This window comes from Methylopila turkensis, assembly GCF_027922325.1.
GTDB classification, from domain to species: Bacteria; Pseudomonadota; Alphaproteobacteria; order Rhizobiales; family Methylopilaceae; genus Methylopila; species Methylopila turkensis.
The window spans coordinates 715,698-736,377 of the sequence record NZ_BSFL01000003.1 but is presented as its reverse complement, the minus strand read 5'-3'; the positions used below and the strand labels follow the sequence as shown (position 1 = coordinate 736,377).

General features: G+C 70.0%; 17 protein-coding genes and 1 riboswitch. Of the genes, 15 read left to right on the top strand and 2 right to left on the bottom strand.

Annotation, left to right across the window (positions count from 1 at the left end; all coding sequences use genetic code 11):
* Positions 1–33: 33 nt before the first annotated feature.
* The gene (gene ampC, locus PKE78_RS14680; RefSeq protein WP_428981285.1) at positions 34–1,161 is read left to right on the top strand and encodes a class C beta-lactamase; all 1,128 of its coding nucleotides are present in this window, start codon (positions 34–36) and stop codon (positions 1,159–1,161) included.
* Between the two features lie 82 nt (positions 1,162–1,243).
* On the opposite strand, the gene PKE78_RS14675 is transcribed toward ampC, so the two are convergent.
* Together PKE78_RS14675 and PKE78_RS14670 are read right to left on the bottom strand one after the other, a co-directional pair.
* Positions 1,244–1,477, bottom strand: a complete 234-nt coding sequence (locus tag PKE78_RS14675; protein WP_271201646.1) for a YbdD/YjiX family protein — start codon at positions 1,475–1,477, stop codon at positions 1,244–1,246.
* Positions 1,478–1,481: 4 nt separating this feature from the next.
* Complete coding sequence (locus tag PKE78_RS14670) at positions 1,482–3,533, bottom strand: carbon starvation CstA family protein (RefSeq protein ID WP_271201645.1); 2,052 nt, start codon at positions 3,531–3,533, stop codon at positions 1,482–1,484.
* 208 nt (positions 3,534–3,741) lie between these two features.
* On the opposite strand from PKE78_RS14670, the gene PKE78_RS14665 reads away from it, so the two are divergent.
* The 14 genes from PKE78_RS14665 (at position 3,742) to gcvP (ending at position 20,646) form a co-directional block, all read left to right on the top strand.
* Positions 3,742–4,647, top strand: a complete 906-nt coding sequence (locus tag PKE78_RS14665; protein WP_271201644.1) for a LysR family transcriptional regulator — start codon at positions 3,742–3,744, stop codon at positions 4,645–4,647.
* A gap of 140 nt (positions 4,648–4,787) precedes the next feature.
* Positions 4,788–5,291: a formate dehydrogenase subunit gamma gene (locus PKE78_RS14660; RefSeq protein ID WP_271201643.1), complete on the top strand. Its 504-nt coding sequence runs from the start codon at positions 4,788–4,790 to the stop codon at positions 5,289–5,291.
* Positions 5,288–6,844 (top strand): formate dehydrogenase beta subunit, encoded by a 1,557-nt coding sequence (locus tag PKE78_RS14655; RefSeq protein ID WP_271201642.1) that lies wholly within the window; start codon positions 5,288–5,290, stop codon positions 6,842–6,844. The genes PKE78_RS14660 and PKE78_RS14655 overlap by 4 nt, the downstream gene beginning before the upstream one ends.
* A 10-nt stretch (positions 6,845–6,854) precedes the next feature.
* Positions 6,855–9,695, top strand: a complete 2,841-nt coding sequence (gene fdhF / locus PKE78_RS14650) for a formate dehydrogenase subunit alpha (RefSeq protein WP_271201641.1) — start codon at positions 6,855–6,857, stop codon at positions 9,693–9,695.
* Between the two features lie 150 nt (positions 9,696–9,845).
* On the top strand, positions 9,846–10,691 hold the full coding sequence (gene fdhD, locus PKE78_RS14645) for a formate dehydrogenase accessory sulfurtransferase FdhD (RefSeq protein ID WP_271201640.1): 846 nt from the start codon (positions 9,846–9,848) through the stop codon (positions 10,689–10,691).
* A 13-nt stretch (positions 10,692–10,704) separates the two neighbouring features.
* Positions 10,705–11,079 carry a formate dehydrogenase subunit delta gene (locus PKE78_RS18505; RefSeq protein ID WP_309299108.1) on the top strand — a complete coding sequence of 125 codons (375 nt, stop codon included), beginning with the start codon at positions 10,705–10,707 and terminating at the stop codon, positions 11,077–11,079.
* Positions 11,080–11,182: 103 nt separating this feature from the next.
* A complete protein-coding gene (locus PKE78_RS14635) occupies positions 11,183–11,911 on the top strand; it encodes a phosphatase PAP2 family protein (RefSeq protein ID WP_271201639.1) in 729 nt (242 codons plus the stop codon).
* A gap of 104 nt (positions 11,912–12,015) precedes the next feature.
* Positions 12,016–12,960 carry a DMT family transporter gene (locus tag PKE78_RS14630; RefSeq protein ID WP_271201638.1) on the top strand — a complete coding sequence of 315 codons (945 nt, stop codon included), beginning with the start codon at positions 12,016–12,018 and terminating at the stop codon, positions 12,958–12,960.
* A 76-nt stretch (positions 12,961–13,036) separates the two neighbouring features.
* Entirely contained in the window at positions 13,037–14,341 is a 1,305-nt protein-coding gene (locus PKE78_RS14625) for a metalloprotease (protein WP_271201637.1), read from the top strand.
* Entirely contained in the window at positions 14,338–15,159 is an 822-nt protein-coding gene (gene thiD, locus PKE78_RS14620; RefSeq protein WP_271201636.1) for a bifunctional hydroxymethylpyrimidine kinase/phosphomethylpyrimidine kinase, read from the top strand. The genes PKE78_RS14625 and thiD overlap by 4 nt, the downstream gene beginning before the upstream one ends.
* A gap of 88 nt (positions 15,160–15,247) precedes the next feature.
* Positions 15,248–15,856: a helix-turn-helix domain-containing protein gene (locus tag PKE78_RS14615; RefSeq protein WP_271201635.1), complete on the top strand. Its 609-nt coding sequence runs from the start codon at positions 15,248–15,250 to the stop codon at positions 15,854–15,856.
* Between the two features lie 159 nt (positions 15,857–16,015).
* Positions 16,016–16,129: riboswitch (glycine riboswitch) on the top strand.
* Positions 16,130–16,183: 54 nt separating this feature from the next.
* Positions 16,184–17,386, top strand: a complete 1,203-nt coding sequence (gcvT, locus tag PKE78_RS14610; protein WP_271201634.1) for a glycine cleavage system aminomethyltransferase GcvT — start codon at positions 16,184–16,186, stop codon at positions 17,384–17,386.
* Between the two features lie 27 nt (positions 17,387–17,413).
* Positions 17,414–17,776, top strand: a complete 363-nt coding sequence (gcvH, locus tag PKE78_RS14605) for a glycine cleavage system protein GcvH (protein WP_271201633.1) — start codon at positions 17,414–17,416, stop codon at positions 17,774–17,776.
* 5 nt (positions 17,777–17,781) lie between these two features.
* Positions 17,782–20,646, top strand: coding sequence for an aminomethyl-transferring glycine dehydrogenase (gcvP, locus tag PKE78_RS14600; RefSeq protein ID WP_271201632.1), 2,865 nt, complete (start codon positions 17,782–17,784; stop codon positions 20,644–20,646).
* Positions 20,647–20,680: the final 34 nt, after the last annotated feature.

The window sequence follows — 20,680 nt, the reverse complement described above, 5'->3', positions numbered from 1 at the left end:
GTCGCGCGCAGCGCGGCGAGGCTCGCCGTCGCGCTGGCGGCGCTTCTCCTCGGCGGCGCGATCGCCAGCGCCGGGGAGGATCGGCTCGCCCGCATCGTGGACGATGCGGTGCGCCCGCTGATGGCGGAGCACGACGTGCCCGGCATGGCGGTCGGGATCGCCGTGGGCGGCCAGCGGCGCGTGTTCTCCTACGGCGTCGCGTCGAAGGCGGACGGGCGCGAGGTGACCGCGGACACGCTGTTCGAGATCGGATCGGTCAGCAAGACCTTCACCGCGACCCTCGGGGCCTATGCCGAGGAGCGCGGGGTTCTTGCGTTGTCGGACATGGCGGCCCGCCGGCTGCCGGCGCTCGCCGGAACAAGCTTCGACGGCGTCAGCCTGCTCGACCTCGCGACCTACGCCGCTGGCGGCCTGCCGCTGCAGGTTCCGCGCGGCCTCGACAGCGCGGACGACGTCGTCCGCTTCTGCCGGAGCTGGCGACCGGATTTTCCGCCGGGCGAGCGCCGGCTCTACTCGAACGTCAGCATCGGGCTGTTCGGCCATATCGTCGCCCGCAGCCTCGGGCGCCCGTTCGATGGAGCGATGCCGGAGCTGGTCTTCGCGCCGCTCGGTCTGACGAGGACCTATCTCCACGTCCCCGCAGCGCGGATGGGCGACTACGCCATGGGCTACGCCCGGGACGGGTCGGCGGTGAGGGTCACGCCGGGCGCGTTCGACGACGAGGCCTACGGGGCCAAGACCACGGCGGCCGATCTCCTCCGCTTCGTCGCGGCGAACATGGACGGTGCGGAGCTCGACGACGGCCTGCGCCGGGCGATCGAGGTGACCCATCGCGGCCGCTTCAGGGTCGGCGGGATGATCCAGGGGCTTGGCTGGGAGATGGTCGAGGCGCCTGTGACGCTCAAGCGGCTTCAGGCGGCGAACGCGAGCGCGATGATCTTCGATCCGCAGCCCGCCGAGAGGCTCGATCCGCCGCAGGCGCCGCAGCCGGGCGCTCTGCTGGGCAAGACCGGATCGACCAACGGCTTCGGCGCCTACGCCGCCTTCGTCCCGTCGCGTGGCGTCGGGATCGTGCTGCTCGCGAACAGGAACTATCCGATATCCGCCCGCATCGCCGCCGCGCACCGGATCCTGCGCGAGCTCGGCGCCGTCGCCCATTAGGCGGATCAGGCCCAAAACGGACGGGCCGGCGCGACTCATGGAGGATCGCGCCGGCCCGTCTCTATCCGTCAGCCGCTGCGGCTCAGCAGCAGCGGAACGCGCTTCCCGGACCGCCGCCATAGCGTCGGTCGGTCGCCTGCCGGTAGAACGTCGCGCGGTCCATCGGCTCAATGTCCGGATGCGTCGTCCGGACGTGGGCCGCGTAGGCGTCGTAGTCCTGCAGCCCCACCATCAGATGCGCCGTCTGGCGCGCCATCCGGCACGCGCAGACGAGCGGGTCGAGCTTCATACGGACGCTGGCGAACGCCTGTCGCATCGGCTCACTCCGCGGGTTGCACGTGGGCGTCGTTCGCGGTGACGCCGTCGGCCTTCAGCGCCGCGAAGATCCACTTGATCCCGAAGAACACCATGGCGAGCACGACCGCCATGAACGCGATCGTGAGCCCGGCGTTGACGTAGTCGTTGAGCACGATGCGGCCCATCTGCTCGACGGACTTCGCCGGCGCGAGCACTTCGCCCCGCGCGGCCGCGTCGCTGAACTTGCGGGCGTGCGAGAGGAAGCCGATGGAAGGGGACGGGTGGAACAGCTTCTGCCAGCCCGCGGTCAGCGTGCAGATCAGCAGCCAGACCGTGGGGACGATGGTGACCCACGCGTAGCGCTCGCGCTTCAGCTTGAACAGCACCACGGTGCAGAGCATCAGCGCGATCGCCGCCAGCATCTGGTTCGAGATGCCGAACAGCGGCCACAGCGTGTTGATGCCGCCGAGCGGATCGACGACGCCCTGATACAGGAAGTAGCCCCAGGCGGTCACCGCGATCGCCGTGGCGATCACGTTCGCCGTCCACGACTTGGTGTCGCGGAAGGACGGGACGGCGTTGCCGATCAGGTCCTGGATCATGAAGCGGCAGACGCGGGTGCCCGCGTCGACCGTGGTCAGGATGAACAGCGCCTCGAACAGGATGGCGAAGTGGTACCAGAACGCCATCAGCGCCTCGCCGCCGATGAGCTGAGACAGGATGTGCGACATGCCGACGGCGAGCGTCGGCGCGCCGCCGGCGCGGGACAGGATGGTGTTCTCGCCGACCTGGCTGGCGAGCAGCGTCAGGTCCTGCGGGGTGATGAGGAAGCCCCAGCTCGAGACGGCGGCGGCGGCGGATTCCGGCGTCGTGCCGATCAGCGCGGCCGGGCTGTTCATGGCGAAGTAGATGCCGGGATCGAGCACCGAGGCCGCGATCAGCGCCATGATGGCGACGAAGCTTTCGGTGAGCATCGCGCCGTAGCCGATGAAGCGGGCCTGGGTCTCGTTCTCGATCAGCTTCGGCGTGGTGCCGGAGGCGATCAGCGAATGGAAGCCGGAGACCGCGCCGCAGGCGATGGTGATGAACAGGAAGGGGAACAGCGAGCCGGCGAAGACCGGGCCGGTGCCGTCGATGAACTTGGTGACGGCGGGCATCCTCACCTCGGGCATCACCACGAGGATGCCGACGGCGAGGCCCACGACGGCGCCGATCTTCAGGAAGGTCGAGAGATAGTCGCGCGGGGCGAGCAGCAGCCAGACCGGGATCACCGAGGCGACGAAGCCGTAGCCGATGATGAGCAGCGCGATCGTCTCGCCCTTCAGCGTGAAGAGCGGGGCGAGCGTCGGGCTCTCGGCCACATGCTGGCCGTAGACGATGGAGGCCATCAGCAGGACGACGCCGATCACCGAGATTTCGCCGACGCGGCCCGGCCGCAGATAGCGGCTGTAGAGGCCCATGAACAGCGCGATCGGGATGGTGGCGGCGACGGTGAACATGCCCCAGGGGCTGCCGACCAGCGCCTTCACCACAACGAGCGCGAGCACGGCGAGGAGGATGATCATGATCAGCAGGATGCCGATCTGCGCGATCAGGCCCGCGGTCGCGCCCATCTCCTGGCGGATGATGTCGCCGAGCGATCGGCCGTCGCGGCGGGTCGACAGGAACAGGATGATGAAGTCCTGCACCGCGCCCGCGACCACCACGCCGACGAGGATCCAGAGCGTGCCCGGCAGGTAGCCCATCTGCGCGGCGAGCACGGGGCCGACGAGGGGGCCCGCGCCGGCGATGGCGGCGAAGTGGTGGCCGAACAGCACGTTCTTGTTGGTCGGAACGTAGTCGAGCCCGTCGTTCAGCCGCACGGCGGGCGTGGCGTAGGACGGGTCGAGCCGCAGGACCTTTTCCGCGATGAACAGGCTGTAATAGCGGTAGGCGACCAGATAGGTGCAGACCGCCGCGACGACGATCCAGAGCGCGCCGATCGATTCGCCGCGGTGCAGGGCGACGGTTGCGAGCGCGAAGGCGCCGATCAGCCCGAGAGCGATCCAGGGCAGGTGTGAACGTGCGGCAGTCATGAAGCAGCGCCCCTCCCGGGCGGGTGGCGGGGCGGTTTTCAATTGTTCTCGCCCGTTACGATATTCCATAAGCCGATATTGCAGCGCACGTAAACGACCTTTAGCCGTTCCGTGTAAGCTGTTCCCCCGATCATTCCTCCGCGCGCGCCGAGCTGGCTTCCCGGCGCTGGCGGCGGGCGACGCAGACAGGGCCGCCGCCGGATCCGCCATGCTGGACAAGCTCGATTTTCTACTGGCCTTGGCGCAGGAGCGTCATTTCGGGCGCGCGGCGGAAGCCTGCGGCGTGACACAGCCGACGCTTTCGGCCGGCGTGAAGCAGCTCGAGGACGCGCTCGGCGTGCGCCTGGTCGAGCGCGGCGCGCGGTTCCACGGCTTCACCCCGGAGGGCATGCGCGCCCTCGAATGGGCGCGCCGGATCGTCGGCGACGCCCGCGCCATGCGGCAGGACATCGACGCCCTGAAGCGTGGCGTGGTCGGGCATCTGCGGATCGCGGTGATTCCAACCGCGCTGCCGATGGTGTCCCAGCTCACGACGCCCTTTCGCGCCCAGCATCCGGACGTGCGCTTCACCATCCTCAGCAGCACGTCGCTGGAGATCGGCTCCGCGCTCGACAATCTCGAGGTCGACGCCGGCGTCACCTATCTCGACAACGAGCCGCTCGGGCGGGTCTCGGTGGTGCCGATCTGGCGCGAGGGCTACCGGCTCGTCACCTCCGCCGACGACACGTTCGGCGATCGCGACAAGGTCACGTGGCGGGAGGTCAGCCGGCTGCCGCTCTGCCTGCTGACGCCGAACATGCAGAACCGCCGCATCGTCGAGACGCTGCTGCGGGAGGCGGGCGGCGCGCCGTCGCCGACCCTCGAGTCGAACTCGACCGAGGTGCTGCTGAGCCATGTGCGCACTGGCGCCTGGTCGAGCGTGCTGCCGCAGAGCTTCGGCGATTCGGTGAGCCTTCCGCCCAGGATCCGCTCGATCCCGATCGTGGACCCGGAGGTGGTGCACACGGTCGGCCTGGTGGTGCCGCACCGCGATCCCACGACCCCCGCGACCACCGCGCTTGTGGCCGTCGCGAAGGCCCTCGCGGTGAAGCTTTCAGGCGGCGTCGAGGCGTGACGATACGCCTCTGTGGAGGCCGCCGGTTACCCTTTTCGATAGACATGTTCTATCGCGCAACGGAACAACGCTATTGATTGCAGGGGGATGCGAGCCCACAGTTTGGAATAACAAGAATTATATCTGGAGGAGCGCGAACCATGAGCGGCATCACCGTTGCCCCGTCATCGCGCGGACGGCACGAAGCCTGGAGCGCGGAGCGCGGACGCGAAATCATTGCGGAGCATCTTCCGCTTGAAGGAGCGACCATGCCGATCCTGCATGCGATGCAGGAGACGTTCGGCTACGTGCCGCAGGACGCGGTTCCGCTGATCGCGGACGCCATGAACCTCTCGCGGGCCGAGGTCCACGGCACCTTCACGTTCTATCACGATTTCCGGCACGAGCCGGCGGGCAGGCACATCGTCAAGGTGTGCGTCGCCGAGGCCTGCCAGGCCGCCGGCGCTCGCGTCACCACCGACAAGATCGCGAAGGCGCTCGATTGCGCCTATGGCGAAACCCGCCCCGACGGGCAGGTCACGCTGGAGCCGATCTATTGCCTCGGCCTCTGCGCCTGCGGGCCGTCGGCGATGGTCAACGGACGTCTCGTCGGTCTGATCGACGATGAGGCGATCGACGAGATCGCGGCGGAGGTGCGCTCGTGAGCGTCGTCATCTACGTCCCCTGCGACGCGGCGGCGGTCGCCGTCGGCGCCGACCGTGTGGCGAAGGCGTTCGTGGACGGCCTCGCGCGCCGCGGCGTCGAGGGCCGGGTGGTCCGCAACGGCTCCCGCGGCATGGTGTGGCTCGAGCCGCTGGTGGAGGTGGTCACCCCCGCCGGCCGCGTCGGCTACGGCCCGGTGAAGCCCAAGGACGTCGAGGCGCTGCTGGACGGCGGCCTGCTCGACGGCGCGGGGCATGACCTGCGCCTCGGCGACGTGGAGAAGATCCCGTTCTTCGCCAAGCAGGAGCGCTTCACCTTCAAGCGCGTCGGCGTGACCGACCCGGTCTCGCTCGACGACTACCTCGCCCATGGCGGCTACAAGGGGCTTGAGCGCGCGATCGCGATCGGCCCGGCCGACACGGTCGAGGAGGTGTTCAATTCGGGCCTGCGCGGCCGCGGCGGCGCGGGCTTCCCCACCGGCATCAAGTGGCGCACCGTCGCCGCCTGCGCGCCGGGCAAGAAATACGTCGTCTGCAACGCCGACGAGGGCGACTCGGGCACCTTCGCCGACCGCATGATCATGGAGGGCGACCCCTTCCAGCTCATCGAGGGCATGACGATCGCCGGCGTCGCCGTCGGCGCCGACATGGGCTACGTCTACTGCCGCTCGGAATACCCGCACGCCATCGCCGCCATGAACAAGGCGATCGAAGCCGCCCGCAAGGCCGGCTATCTCGGCTCCCGCGTCGCCGGCTCCGACTACGACTTCGACATGCAGGTGCGAGTCGGCGCCGGCGCTTATGTCTGCGGCGAGGAGACCTCGCTGCTCGAGAGCCTGGAGGGCCGCCGCGGCCTCGTCCGCGCCAAGCCGCCGCTGCCGGCCCACAAGGGCCTGTTCGGCAAGCCGACGGTGATCAACAACGTTCTGTCGCTCGCGGCCGTGCCGTTCATCATGTCCGAGGGCGCGAAGGCCTATGCGGACGTGGGCTTCGGGCGCTCCCGCGGCACCATGCCGATCCAGCTCGCCGGCAACGTGAAGTACGGCGGGCTCTACGAGATCGCCTTCGGCGTGACGCTGGGCGAGCTCGTCGAGGACGTGGCCGGCGGCACCTTCACCGGCCGCGACGTGCGCGCGGTGCAGGTGGGCGGGCCGCTCGGGGCCTATTTCCCGCGCTCGCTGTTCGACACGCCGTTCGACTACGAGGCCTTCGCCAAGCGCGACGGCCTGATCGGCCATGGCGGCGTCGTCATCTTCGACGACACCGTCGACATGGCCAAGCAGGCCCGTTTCGCGATGGAGTTCTGCTCGGTCGAGAGCTGCGGCAAGTGCACGCCCTGCCGCATCGGCTCCACCCGCGGCGTCGAGGTCATGGACAGGATCATCGCCGGCGTCGAGCGCGAGAAGAACCTCGCGATCCTCGAAGACCTGTCCCATACGATGAAGCTTGGCTCGCTTTGCGCTCTCGGGGGCTTCACGCCCTATCCCGTCATGAGCGCGCTCACCCATTTCCCTGAAGATTTCGGCCGCGGTTCCATGCCGCTGGCTGCCGAGTGAGGAGGAACTGATGTCCCTCGTCCATGAGACCGACTACGGCACGCCGCTCTCCAAGTCCGAAAAGATGGTGACGCTCACCATCGACGGCGAACGGATCTCCGTGCCCGAAGGCACGTCGATCATGCGCGCCGCGATGGAGATGGGGAACCAGATCCCCAAGCTCTGCGCGACCGACAGCGTCGAGGCCTTCGGCTCCTGCCGCCTCTGCCTGATCGAGATCGAGGGCCGCAACGGCACCCCGGCCTCCTGCACCACGCCCGTCGCCGACGGCATCGTGGTCAAGACCCAGACGCCGCGGCTGAAGCAGCTCCGCAAGGGCGTGATGGAGCTCTACATCTCCGATCATCCGCTCGACTGTCTCACTTGTTCGGCCAACGGCGACTGCGAGCTGCAGGAGCAGGCCGGCGTCGTGGGCCTGCGCGAGGTGCGCTACGGCTATGAGGGCGAGAACCATCTCGTCTCCAAGAAGGACGAGTCGAACCCGTACTTCACCTACGACCCGTCGAAGTGCATCGTCTGCTCGCGCTGCGTCCGCGCCTGCGAGGAGGTGCAGGGCACCTTCGCGCTGACGATCTCCGGCCGCGGCTTCGACAGCCGCGTGTCGGCCGGCATGAACGAGCCGTTCCTGCAGTCGGAATGCGTGTCCTGCGGCGCCTGCGTGCAGGCCTGCCCGACCGCGACGCTGCAGGAGAAGTCGGTCATCGAGATCGGCACGCCCGAGCACTCCAAGGTCACAACCTGCGCCTATTGCGGCGTCGGCTGCACCTTCAAGGCCGAGATGCGCGGCGACGAGCTCGTCCGCATGGTGCCGTGGAAGGACGGCAAGGCGAACCACGGCCATTCCTGCGTCAAGGGCCGCTTCGCCTACGGCTACGCCACGCACCGGGAGCGCATCCTCAAGCCGATGATCCGCGCCAAGATCACCGACCCGTGGAGGGAGGTGAGCTGGGAGGAGGCGATCGAGTACACGGCGTCCGAGTTCAAGCGCATCCAAGGCAAGTACGGCCGCTCCTCGATCGGCGGCATCACCTCCTCGCGCTGCACCAACGAGGAGACCTACCTCGTCCAGAAGCTGGTGCGCGCCGGCTTCGGCAACAACAACGTCGACACCTGCGCCCGCGTCTGCCACTCGCCGACCGGCTACGGCCTGAAGACGACCTATGGCACCTCCGCCGGCACGCAGGACTTCGACTCGGTCGACGACAGCGACGTCATCTTCGTGATCGGCGCCAATCCGACCGACGGCCATCCGGTGTTCGGCAGCCGCATGAAGAAGCGGCTGCGGGCCGGCGCCCGGCTGATCGTGGCGGACCCGCGCCGCATCGACCTGGTCAAGAGCCCCCACGTCCGCGCGGACTACCATCTTCCGCTGAAGCCCGGCACCAACGTGGCTCTCGTCACGGCCATGGCCCACGTCGTCGTGACGGAAGGCCTCATCGACGAGGCTTTCGTCCGCGAGCGCGGCGACCTGGAGACCTTCCAGGATTGGGCGGGCTTCGTGTCCGAAGAGCGGCATTCGCCCGAGGCGACCGAGGCGATCACCGGCGTGCCGGCGAATCTCGTGCGCGGCGCGGCCCGGCTCTACGCCACCGGCGGAAACGGGGCGATCTATTACGGCCTCGGCGTCACCGAGCACAGCCAGGGGTCGACGACCGTCATGGCGATCGCGAACCTCGCCATGGCGACCGGCAACATCGGCCGTCCCGGCGTGGGCGTGAACCCGCTGCGCGGCCAGAACAACGTGCAGGGTTCGTGCGACATGGGCTCGTTCCCGCACGAGTACCCGGGCTATCGCCACGTCTCGGAGGACAATGTCCGCGAGATGTTCGAGCAGCTCTGGGGCGTGCCGCTCGATCCGGAGCCGGGCCTGCGCATCCCGAACATGCTGGACGCTGCCGTCGATGGCACGTTCAAGGGCCTCTACGTGCAGGGCGAGGACATCGCCCAGTCCGACCCGGACACCTACCACGTCACCTCCGGCCTCGCGGCGATGGAGTGCGTGGTGGTGCAGGACCTGTTCCTGAACGAGACCGCGAACTACGCCCACATCTTCCTGCCGGGCTCGTCCTTCCTCGAGAAGGACGGCACCTTCACCAACGCCGAGCGCCGCATCCAGCGCGTGCGCAAGGTGATGGCGCCGAAGGCGGTCTACGCCGACTGGGAAGTGACGCTGCTGATCGCCAAGGCGATGGGCTACGAGATGGACTACAGCCATCCGTCCGAGATCATGGACGAGATCGCCGGCTCCACCCCGAGCTTCGCGGGCGTCTCGTTCGACGCTCTCGACCGCAAGGGCTCGATCCAGTGGCCGTGCAACGACGACGCGCCGGACGGCACGCCGATCATGCACATCGACGGCTTCGTGCGTGGCAAGGGCAACTTCGTCATCACGGAGTATGTCGGCACCGACGAGAAGGTGGGGCCGCGGTTCCCGCTGCTCCTCACCACCGGCCGCATCCTCAGCCAGTACAATGTCGGCGCGCAGACCCGCCGCACCGAGAACTCGCGCTGGCACGAGGAGGATCGCCTCGAGATCCATCCGGTCGACGCCGAGGACCGCGGCGTGCGCGACGGCGACTGGGTGACGCTGCGCAGCCGCGCCGGCGAGACCTCGCTCCGCGCGCTGATCACCGATCGCGTGGCGCCGGGCGTGGTCTACACCACGTTCCACCACCCGAACACGCAGGCGAACGTCATCACCACGGACTTCTCGGACTGGGCGACCAACTGTCCGGAGTACAAGGTGACGGCGGTGCAGGTCGCGCCGTCCAACGGCCCGAGCGCCTGGCAGGAAGGCTACGAGGAGCACTCCGAGATCAGCCGCCGCATCCTGCCGCAGGCCGCGGAGTAACCGCCGCCGCGACGCGGCGGAGACACGTCATCCCGGACGACGGCGGAAGCCGTCGATCCGGGATCGTTTCCCGGAAGAGGCGCCCTTACCTGCGTATGATCCCGGCTGTTCGCTTTCGCTTCGGCCGGGAAGACGCGTGAAGAAGCCCCGATGACCGACCTTCCGCCCACCGTTCTCCGTCTTCCGCGCGCCGTCTGGCGCGGGGGGGCTTTCGTCGAAACCGCGGACCGGGCCGTGCCGGCCGAGACGCCGGTGGCGCTGGTCTATGACGGCGGCACGCAGGCGGTGATGATGGCCTCGCCCGCCGACATCGAAGATTTCGCGGTCGGCTTCAGCCTGACCGAAGGCATCGTCGGATCGCTCGCCGAGATCGAGAGCCTCGAAGTGGTCGATCAGGGGATCGGCCTCGAGGCGCGGATGTGGCTCGCCAAGAACCCGGCGCGCGACCTTGGCGCCCGCCGCCGCGCTTTGGCCGGGCCCACGGGCTGCGGGCTCTGCGGCGTGGACAGCCTCGCGCAGGCGGTGAAGCCCGCCCGGGTGGTCGCGTCCGACGCGGTCTTCACGGCGGCCGAGGTCCATGAGGCGCTGGAGGCGCTGTCGCGCGCGCAGAGCCTGAACTTCGCCACCCGCGCCGTGCACGGCGCGGCGTTCTGGGGCCCGGCCGACGGCCTCGTGGCGGTGCGCGAGGACGTCGGGCGCCACAACGCGCTCGACAAGCTCGCGGGCCATCTCGCCCGCACAGGCCGCGATGTCGCGACCGGTTTCATCGTGCTGTCGAGCCGCGTGTCGGTCGAGATGATCCAGAAATCGGCGGTCATCGGCGCCGGTCTCGTGGTCGCAGTCTCCGCCCCGACGGCGCTCGGCGTGAGGATGGCCGAGGAGGCCGGGATCACGCTGGCCGCGATCGCCCGCGGCGACGGCTTCGAAGTCTTCACCCACCCGCATCGCATCGTCGCGGACAAGGCGTCGCAGAACGCCGGCCTCCGCAAGGTTTGAGGATACGCACTCCATGGCGCACGCCCACGAAGCCCGTCCGGGCGTCCCCGAGATCGAAGGCCGCGAGCACAAGACCACGCTCGACCGCCTGATCTACATGGCGAACCAGATCGGCTGGTTTTTCAAGAGCCAGCCCGAGCGGCTGAGGATCCCCGGCATCGTGGACCACATCCAGCACTTCTGGGACCCGCGCATGAAGAAGGAGATCTTCGAGCATGTGGGCGCCGGCGGCGCGGGGCTGGAGCCGGAGCCGCTGGAGGCGCTTCAGGTCCTGAAGGCCGCGCACGACGGCAAGGCCGCGACCCGCGGCGAGGCCGAGGTGGTCGAGACCGGCCAGCCGCGCACCGGCGAGGCCCCGCTCGAGGTGACGGAGAACGGCCGCGGCTGATCCGCCGCCGTCTGACAATCCTGCGAACAAGCGCGCCGCCGTTCTGGTCCGGCCGGGGGCGGCGCGCTATCTGGCGTCGCGGTTCCCGCAGGATGACGCCGCCGTGGTTCTGAACGACAAGCCGCTGTTTTCGGTCGCCCGCTGGACGCCGGCGTGGCGACTGCCCGAATTCAACACGCTGATCGCCATTCTGCTGGCGTCCGGCATGGTCTTCGCTTTCGCGAAGATCGCCGACGAGATGGTGGAGGGCGAAACCCGCGGCTTCGACGAATCGATCCTGCTCGCGCTGCGCCAGCCGGGCGATCCGTCGCGGCCGATCGGACCGTGGTGGCTCGAAGCCGCGATGATCGACATCACCAGCCTCGGCGGCTGGACGGTGCTGACGCTGGTGACCATCGCGACGCTCACCTATCTCGTCATCAGCGGGCGCCGCGGCTCCGCGGGGCTCGTCGTGGCGTCGATTTTCGGCGGCACTCTGCTCAGCGTCACGCTCAAGATCGGTTTCGCGCGGCCGCGACCCGAGCTTGTCGATCACCTCGTGCATGTGTCCTCCGCGAGCTTTCCCAGCGGTCACGCCATGCTGTCGGCCGTCACCTATCTGACGCTCGGCGTGATGCTCGCCCGCACGGAGAGCCGGCGCCTGGTGCGAGGCTTCATCTTCGGCGTCGCGGCGTTCCTGACGCTGGTCATCGGCTTGAGCCGCATCTACCTCGGCGTGCACTACCCGACCGACGTGCTGGCCGGCTGGTGTCTGGGCGCCTGCTGGGCGCTGATCTGCTGGATGGGCGCACGGTGGCTCCGGCCGAAGGGCGACGCCCCCGAGCAGGGGTGAATGAGCGCCATGCGTCAGGACCGGCTTGATCGCCGCAGCCCGGATGGTACACCGCCCGCGGCGTGAGCTTTCGTGCGCCGCCTGTTCCATAGATCGCGTGGCGCATGCTCCTCGGCGTCGGTTTCAAGCTTCTCTCCGCATTCCTTTTCACGGTGATGGCGGCGTTCATCCGGGCGATCGGGACCGATGTCCCGACGAGCCAGGTCGTGTTCGCGCGTTCGTTCTTCGCGCTCGCGCCGCTGCTCGTCTGGCTGGTCTGGCGCGGCGGGGCGCTGCAGGCGCTCAAGACCGAGCGCCCGGTCGGGCATCTCCTGCGCGGCGTGATCGGCGTCGGCTCCATGTTCTGCCTGTTCGCGGCGCTGGCGCGGCTTCCGCTGCCGGACGCGACCGCGCTCGGCTACGCCTCGCCGCTGATCACCGTGGTGTTCGCGGCCGTGCTGTTGCGGGAGACCATCCATATCCACCGCTGGACGGCGGTCGGCGTCGGCCTGCTCGGCGTGCTGGTGATGCTGTGGCCGCAGCTCGCCTCGGGCGCTCTCGCCGGAGCGCTGACCGGCTCGCCGGACGTGGACGAGACCGCCGTGGGCGCGGCCTTCGCGCTCGCCGCCACCGTGCTGACGGCGGCCGCGATGATCCAGATCCGTCGGCTGACGCAGACCGAGGGCACCGGCGCCATCGTGTTCTATTTCTCGCTCTGGTCGGCGCTGATCGGGCTCGCGGCGGCCCCGCTGCAGGGCTGGGTGTGGCCGGACCTTGAGACCGCGCTGCTGCTGCTCGGCACAGGCCTCGTCGGCGGCGTCGCGCAGATCTGCCTGACGCAGAGCTACCAGCACGCCGACGCCTCGCTGATCGCGCCGTTCGAGTACAGCACCATCCTGTGGGCGCTCGCGATCGGCTTCCTCGCCTTCGGGGACCTGCCGACGCTGTGGACGCTTGCGGGCGGCGCCGTCGTGGTGGCGTCGAGCGTCGCGGTGGTGCTGCGCGAGCGCCGTCTCGGCGTGAAGCGCGCCCGCGTGCGCAAGGCGAGCCCGCCGCCGCCGGCCGCCTGAGCCCTTTATGGCGCAGGCCCGCTCCGCTATGAGCGATGGGGCCGGGAGGGCGTTTCGAGCGAAGGGGCGCGCGCAAATGGGGGCGACGGAGCTGGTGTTCGCGGCGCTCGCGGCGGTGATCGCGCTCTACGTGCTGCTGGTGAACCGCAAGCGGCAGCGCTACGTCGGCTCGACCACCTTCGACGCGCCGCTGGACAGCGTGTGGCGGCTGCACGACGTCCGGCCGGGGCAGGCGGACTGGGTGCCGATGCTGCAGTCCTGCGTCTGGGTGTCGGAGACGGATCAGGACATGCTCCTGGCCTATTCCAACGGGGCCGAGCTGCGGAGCCGCGTCCTGAAGGCCGAACCGGGCGCCTATCTGATGTCCGAGGTCCGCATCCGGCCCGCCCACGGCGCGCCGTTCGGCGACCGCATCCTGCAGGAGATCTGGCTGAGCGCGCTCGACGCGGACCGCACGCGGGTCCGTTCCGAGCTCCGGGTGGAGCGCGCGCCGGGCGGCAATCTCGCCACCCGCATGAGCTATCCCTGGATGCTGTGGTTCGGCTGGCGGCTGATGCGCCGGCGGCTCGAACAGGAGGGCGGCGCATCGCGCGGCGCCCGGCCGCGCGCCGCCGGCGCGCTCTGGCAGGTCGCGCTCGTCGCCGCCACGCTCGCCTCCTTCGGCTGGCTGATGGGCTTCTGGGTCGGAGTCGGCCTGCTGTTCACCCTGGTCGCGCATGAGTACGGTCACGTCTGGTCCATGCGGCGCCACGGGCATGAGACCGCGCGGTTCTATCTCGTGCCGTTCTTCGGCGGCGTCGCGATCGGCTCGCGCATGTTCCGCTCCGAGGCGGAGGCCGCCGAGATCTTCCTGATGGGGCCGGTGTTCGGCCTCGCCGCGAGCGCCGTCGTTCTCGCGCCCTACGCCCTGACGGGCGATCCGTTCTGGGCCTCGCTCGCCGGCTTCCTCGCGATCGTGAACGGGTTCAACCTCGCGCCGATCCCGCCGCTCGACGGCGGACGGGTGGTCCAGTCGCTGCTGCGGCCGTTGGGCGACAAGGTGTGGTACGCCGCCTCCGGACTGCTTCTGCTGGCGGGCGCGGCGCTCGCCGCCTGGTATCGGCTCGCGGGCCTGCTGTTCGTGGTCGCGCTCGGCGTGTGGGCGTGGTGGGGCGCGGCCGGGCCGAACCGCGCGACGCGCCCGCTCGCGCTCGGCGGCGGCGTCGCGGTGTTCGCGGCCTATCTCGTCCTGATCGGGCTCCACGTCGTGTTCGCGCTGTGGGCGTTCCAGCTCGACGGTCCGGGCGGCGCTCTGGACGACGGGCCGAGTTTCGCGACCGGGGCGGACACGGTCCGGATTCCGCCCGTGGGCCCTGACAGCTTCCGAGGACATGAAGCATGACGACGCCGATCGCGCTGACCATCGCCGGCTCCGATTCGTCCGGAGGCGCGGGCGTACAGGCCGACCTCAAGACTTTCTCGGCGCTCGGCGTCTACGGCGCGTCGGCGCTGGTCGCGCTCACCGCCCAGAACACCCGCGGCGTGACCGCGATCCATGACGTCCCACCGGAGATGATCACCGCCCAGATCGACGCCGTGATGGACGATCTCGACGTGCGCGCGGTCAAGATCGGGATGGTCTCCACAAGCGTCTCGATCGAGGCGGTCGCGGGCGCGCTCGTCCGCCACGGCGCGCCGCAGGTGGTGGTCGATCCCGTCATGGTGGCGGCGTCCGGGGCGCGGCTGCTCGCGGCCGACGCGGTCGCCACGCTCAGGTCGCGGCTCGCGCCGCTCGCGACCCTGCTGACGCCCAACCTGCCGGAGGCGGCGGTGCTGCTCGACGGGCCCGTGGCGCGCGACGAGCGCGACATGGCGGAGCAGGCGAGGGCGCTGAAGGCCCACGGCGCCCGCGCCGTGCTGGTGAAGGGCGGCCACGGCGAGGGCGCGGAGAGCGTCGACATCCTCGTCGACGAGGACGGCGAAGTGACCCGCTTCGCCGCGCCCCGCCACGCCACCCGCAACACGCACGGCACCGGCTGCACCCTGTCGTCCGCGATCGCGGCGGGCCTCGCAAAGGGGCTCCCGCTCAGGGACGCGATGGCGGCCGCCAAGACCTACCTGACCGCCGCGGTAAACGCGGCCGACCGGCTCCACGTCGGGAGCGGCCACGGTCCGGTCCACCATTTCCACGCGTGGTGGTCGCCCGACGAACGCGCCTGACGGCTCGGATTGCGCCCCGCTGCGTCGCAGCATACATCTCGTTTGTCAGGCCGAACGATCGTTCGGCGAGTCAAACGGATGTGCACGCATGGCCCCCCGGGTTCGCGCAGAGATCGAAAACGGCGCGCTGATCGTCTCCGGCCAGCTCGGCAAGACCATCCAGCGGCTGCGCAAGGCCTACAATCTGTCGCTGTCCGAGCTGGCGGAGCAGTCCGGGGTCGCCAAGTCGATCATCAGCCAGATCGAGCGCAACGAGACCAACCCCACGCTCGCCACCATCTGGCGGCTGAGCCAGGCGCTCGACGTCTCGATCGAGCGGGTGCTCGCCGCGGGCGAGGACGCGCCGTTCATCGAGAAGCTGTCGCGCGCCGACACCCCGGCGCTGGTCTCCGAGGACGGCAAGGTCCGGCTCTCGATCATCGGCTGGATCAAGACCGTGGAGTGGCTGCAGTGGTACGACCTGACCGCGGAGCCCAGCGGAGCGCTCGAATCCGACGCCCACCAGCGCGGCTCCATCGAATGCCTGTCGGTGCTGTCGGGGGAGGCCGAGATCGAGGTCGCCGGCCATGTGGAGCGCGTGCGCGCGGGCGAGACGCTGCGCTACCGCTGCGATCGTCCGCACGTGATCCGCAACGCCGGCCCGGAGCCGCTGCGCGCGACCATGGTGTGCATCATGAAGGCCGCCGTGATGGCCTGAACGTTCCCTCCGGCGCCCTCTTGCGCGCCGCGGCGGAGCGTGACACGCTACTTTAGTCCATTACGACGACTGCGGGAGAGCCCAGGCCGATCGATCGAGGTCAGCCATGGCGCCGACGGAGCAACCGCCCCCGGAAACTCTCAGGCACATTACCGCATCGTTGGACGATCTGGAGAGAGGCGCCCTTGAGGCGTCCACCGAAGGAGAAACCCCGGACCTTCCGTAAGGAAGGCGCGGGGGAAACTCTCAGGTAACCGCGACAGATGGGGGCCGGTCGGCGTCAGCCTCAGGGCGACGCCGGGCGTAACCCTGTCGCGGAGCCAGCTTATGAGCGCATCGCCCGCTATTGGCGGAACATCGGCTGCGGCCGACCTCCCTGTCTCATCCTCCGAGCCCGACGGCGCTTTGCGGCGCACGCCGCTGCACGCGCTGCACCAGCGCCTCGGCGCGCGGATGACGCCGTTCGCCGGCTACGAGATGCCGCTTCAGTACCCCGCCGGCGTGCTGAAGGAGCATCTGCACGCGCGCGCCGCCGCGGGTCTGTTCGACGTGTCCCACATGGGCCAGATCGCGCTGTCGCCGCGCCCCGGCTCCACGATCGACGACGTGGCGCGGGCGCTCGAAGCCGCCATTCCGACCGACGCGCTTGGGCTGAAGATCGGACGCCAGCGCTACGGACTGCTCACCGCGGATGACGGCGGCATCCTGGACGACCTGATGGTCGCCCGCTTCGACGACCGGTTCGTGCTCGTGGTCAACGCCGCCAACAGAGCCGCCGACGCGGCGCGCCTGCGGGCGACGCTGCCGGACACGGTCGAGATCGAAGCGCCGCCGCGGGCGCTGCTCGCGCTGCAGGGGCCGGCGGCGGAAGCCGCGCTTGGGCGCCTCGCGCCCGGGGTCGCCGCGATGCGCTTCATGGATGTGGCCGAGCTCGACCTGCTCGGTGCGCGCTGCCTCGTGTCCCGGTCGGGCTACACGGGCGAGGACGGCTTCGAGATCTCGACGCCGGAGGACCGGGCCGAGGAGATCGCGGAAGCGCTGCTCGCCGACGAGGCGGTGCGGCCCGTCGGGCTTGGCGCGCGCGACAGCCTGCGGCTGGAGGCGGGGCTCTGCCTGCACGGGGCCGACATCGGCCCGGACGTCGATCCGGCCGAGGCCGGGCTGGTCTGGTCGATCCCGCCGGTGCGGCGCGCGGGCGGGGCGCGAGAAGGCGGTTTTCCCGGCGCGGAGCAGGTGCTGCGCGCGATCGGGCAGGGGCCGGCGCGCCTGCGCGTCGGCCTCCGTCCGGAAGGTCGGCAGCCGGTGCGGACCGGCGCCGCGCTGTTCGCCGACGAGGCCGGCGGCGAGCCGATCGGCGTCGTCACCTCCGGCGGCTTCGGCCCGAGCGTCGGCGCGCCCGTCGCGATGGCCTACGCGCCGCCCGACCGCGCCCCCCCCGGCGCCCGTCTGTTCGCGGAGGTCCGCGGCCAGCGCGTCCCCGTCATCATCGTTCCGCTGCCCTTCGTCCCCGCCCGCTTCAAGCGCGGCTGAGCCCCTCTGTCGACAAGGATGCGTCCCATGAAGCGTTTCACCGAAGACCACGAATGGCTCGCCCTCGACGGCGACGTCGCGACCGTGGGCATTACGAGCTTCGCCGCCGAGCAACTTGGCGACCTCGTGTTCGTCGAGCTGCCCAAGGTCGGCGCCGCGCTGAAGAAGGCGGAGGCCGCGGCGGTCGTGGAGTCCGTGAAGGCGGCCTCCGACGTCTACGCCCCGGTCGACGGCGAGGTGACCGAGGTCAACGACGCCGTGGTCGCCGACCCGACCGTCATCAGCGCCGATCCGGAAGGGGCGGGCTGGCTCTACCGCCTCCGGCTCGCCGACCCGGCCGCTTTTGAGTCCCTGATGGACGAGGCGGCCTACGCCGCGCTCGCGAAGTGACGCCCATGTCCGACGCCCCCCAGAACGCCGAACGGCGCTACGACCCGTACGACTTCGCCAACCGCCGGCACATCGGCCCCACCCCGGCCGAGATCGCGGAGATGCTCGAGACGGTCGGCGCACGCTCCCTCGACGCCCTGATGGACGAGACGCTTCCGGCCGACATTCGCGCGGCCGCGCCGCTCGACTTCGGCAAGCCCTTCAGCGAGCGCCGCGTCATCGAGCGCATGCGCGAGGTCGCGAACCGCAACCGCCCGCTCGCCTCGATGATCGGGCAGGGCTACTACGGCACGACGATGCCGCCGGCGATCCAGCGGAACATCTTCGAGAATCCGGCCTGGTACACCGCCTATTCGCCCTACCAACCCGAGATCAGCCAGGGCCGGCTCGAGGCGCTGCTGAACTTCCAGACGCTGGTCTGCGATCTCACCGGGCTCGACGTCGCCAACGCCTCCCTGCTCGACGAGGCGACCGCCGCGGCCGAGGCGATGGCCATGGCGAAGCGCATCGCGGGCGGCGAGCGCACGGCGTTCTTCGTCGACCGGGACTGCCTGCCGCAGACCATCGCGGTGCTGAAGACCCGCGCCGAGCCGCTTGGCTGGACGGTGGTCGTCGGCGATCCTTTCGCCGATCTCGACCCGGAGGCCGTGTTCGGAGCGCTGTTCCAATATCCGGGCGTCGACGGCGCGATCCACGATCTTTCCGGCCCCATGGCCGCGCTCAAGGCCGCCGACGCGATCGCCGTCGTCGCGGCCGATCCGCTGGCGCTGACCCTGCTCACGCCGCCCGGCGAGATGGGCGCCGACATCGCGATCGGCTCCATGCAGCGCTACGGGGTGCCGATGGGCTTCGGCGGCCCGCACGCCGCCTACATGGCGACGCGCGACGCCCACAAGCGCCTGCTGCCGGGCCGCATCGTCGGCGTGTCGGTGGATGCGAAGGGCCGTCCGGCCTACCGCCTCGCGCTCCAGACCCGCGAGCAGCACATCCGCCGCGAGAAGGCGACATCGAACATCTGCACCAGCCAGGTGCTGCTCGCGGTGATCGCCTCCATGTACGCCGTGTTCCACGGGCCGGAGGGGCTGACCGGCATCGCGGCCCGCGTCCATCGCGACGCCGTCCGGCTCGCGGAGGGGCTGGAGGCGGCGGGCTTCGAGGTCGAACCGAAGACGTTCTTCGACACGATCACCGTGAAGGTCGGCGCCTTCCAGGAGCTGATCCTGACCCGCGCGGTCGAGAACGGCGTGAACCTGCGCAAGGTCGGCTCCGACCGCATCGGCATGAGCGTCGACGAGCGCACGCGCGAGCACGTCATCGAGGCGGCGTGGCGGGCGTTCGGGATCGACCGCAAGGTGGATCTGGACTCCTGGCCTGAAAGCCGGCTGCCGGAGGCGCTGCTCCGCCGCTCGGCGTTCCTGACCCATCCGATCTTCCACATGAACCGGGCCGAGAGCGAGATGACGCGCTACATGCGCCGCCTCGCCGACCGCGACCTCGCGCTCGACCGGGCGATGATCCCGCTCGGCTCCTGCACCATGAAGCTGAACGCCACCGCCGAGATGCTGCCGATCTCGTGGCCGGAGTTCGCCGACATGCACCCGCACGCGCCGGCCGACCAGGCGCAGGGCTACGCCGAGCTGATCGGCGACCTGTCGCGGAAGCTCTGCGAGATCACCGGCTACGACGCCATCTCGATGCAGCCGAACTCCGGCGCGCAGGGCGAATACGCCGGGCTGCTCGCAATCCGGCGCTACCACCTGTCGCGCGGCGACGGCCGGCGCGACGTCTGCCTGATCCCGTCCTCCGCGCACGGCACCAACCCGGCCTCCGCGCAAATGTGCGGCATGACCGTGATCGTGGTCGGCGCGCAGGCGAACGGCGACATCGACGTGGAGGATTTCCGCAACAAGGCGGAGACTTACGCCGATCAGCTCGCAGCCTGCATGATCACCTATCCCTCGACCCACGGCGTGTTCGAGGCGCGGGTCCGCGAGATCTGCGACATCGTCCACCGCCATGGCGGCCAAGTCTATCTCGACGGCGCCAACATGAACGCGCTTGTCGGCCTCGCCCGGCCGGGCGACGTCGGCGCCGACGTCAGCCATCTCAACCTGCACAAGACCTTCTGCATCCCGCACGGCGGCGGCGGCCCCGGCATGGGGCCGATCGGCGTCAAGGCGCATCTGATCCCGTTCCTGCCGGGGCGGCCGGAGGCGGGCGAGGAGGGCGCGGTGTCGGCGGCCGCCTTCGGCTCGGCGTCGATCCTGCCGATCTCCTGGAGCTACTGCCTGATGATGGGCGGCCGCGGCCTGACCGAGGCGACCCGCGTCGCGATCCTCAACGCCAACTACATCGCGGCCCGTCTCGGCGGGGCCTATCCGATCCTCTATTCGGGGACCGGCGGCCGGGTGGCGCATGAGTGCATCGTCGACGTCCGCCCGTTCCAGAAGAGCGCCGGCGTGACCGTGGACGACGTCGCCAAGCGGCTGATCGACTGCGGCTTCCATCCGCCGACCATGAGCTGGCCGGTCGCCGGCACGCTGATGATCGAGCCGACCGAATCCGAGACCAAGGCCGAGATCGACCGCTTCTGTGACGCCATGCTCGGCATCCGCGAGGAGATCCGCGCGATCGAGGACGGCCGGAGCGACCGGGCGAACAACCCGCTCAAGAACGCGCCGCACACGGTGCAGGACCTGATCGGCCCGTGGGAGCGCCCCTATGGGCGTGAGGCCGCCTGCTTCCCGGCAGGCTCGCGCGGCATGGACAAGTACTGGCCGCCGGTGAACCGCGTCGACAACGCCTATGGCGACCGCAACCTGATGTGCTCCTGCCCGCCGCCGGAGACTTACGCCGCGGCCGCGGAGTAGGCTCGGCCAAGCATCCGGCCGGCAGAGGGAGCCG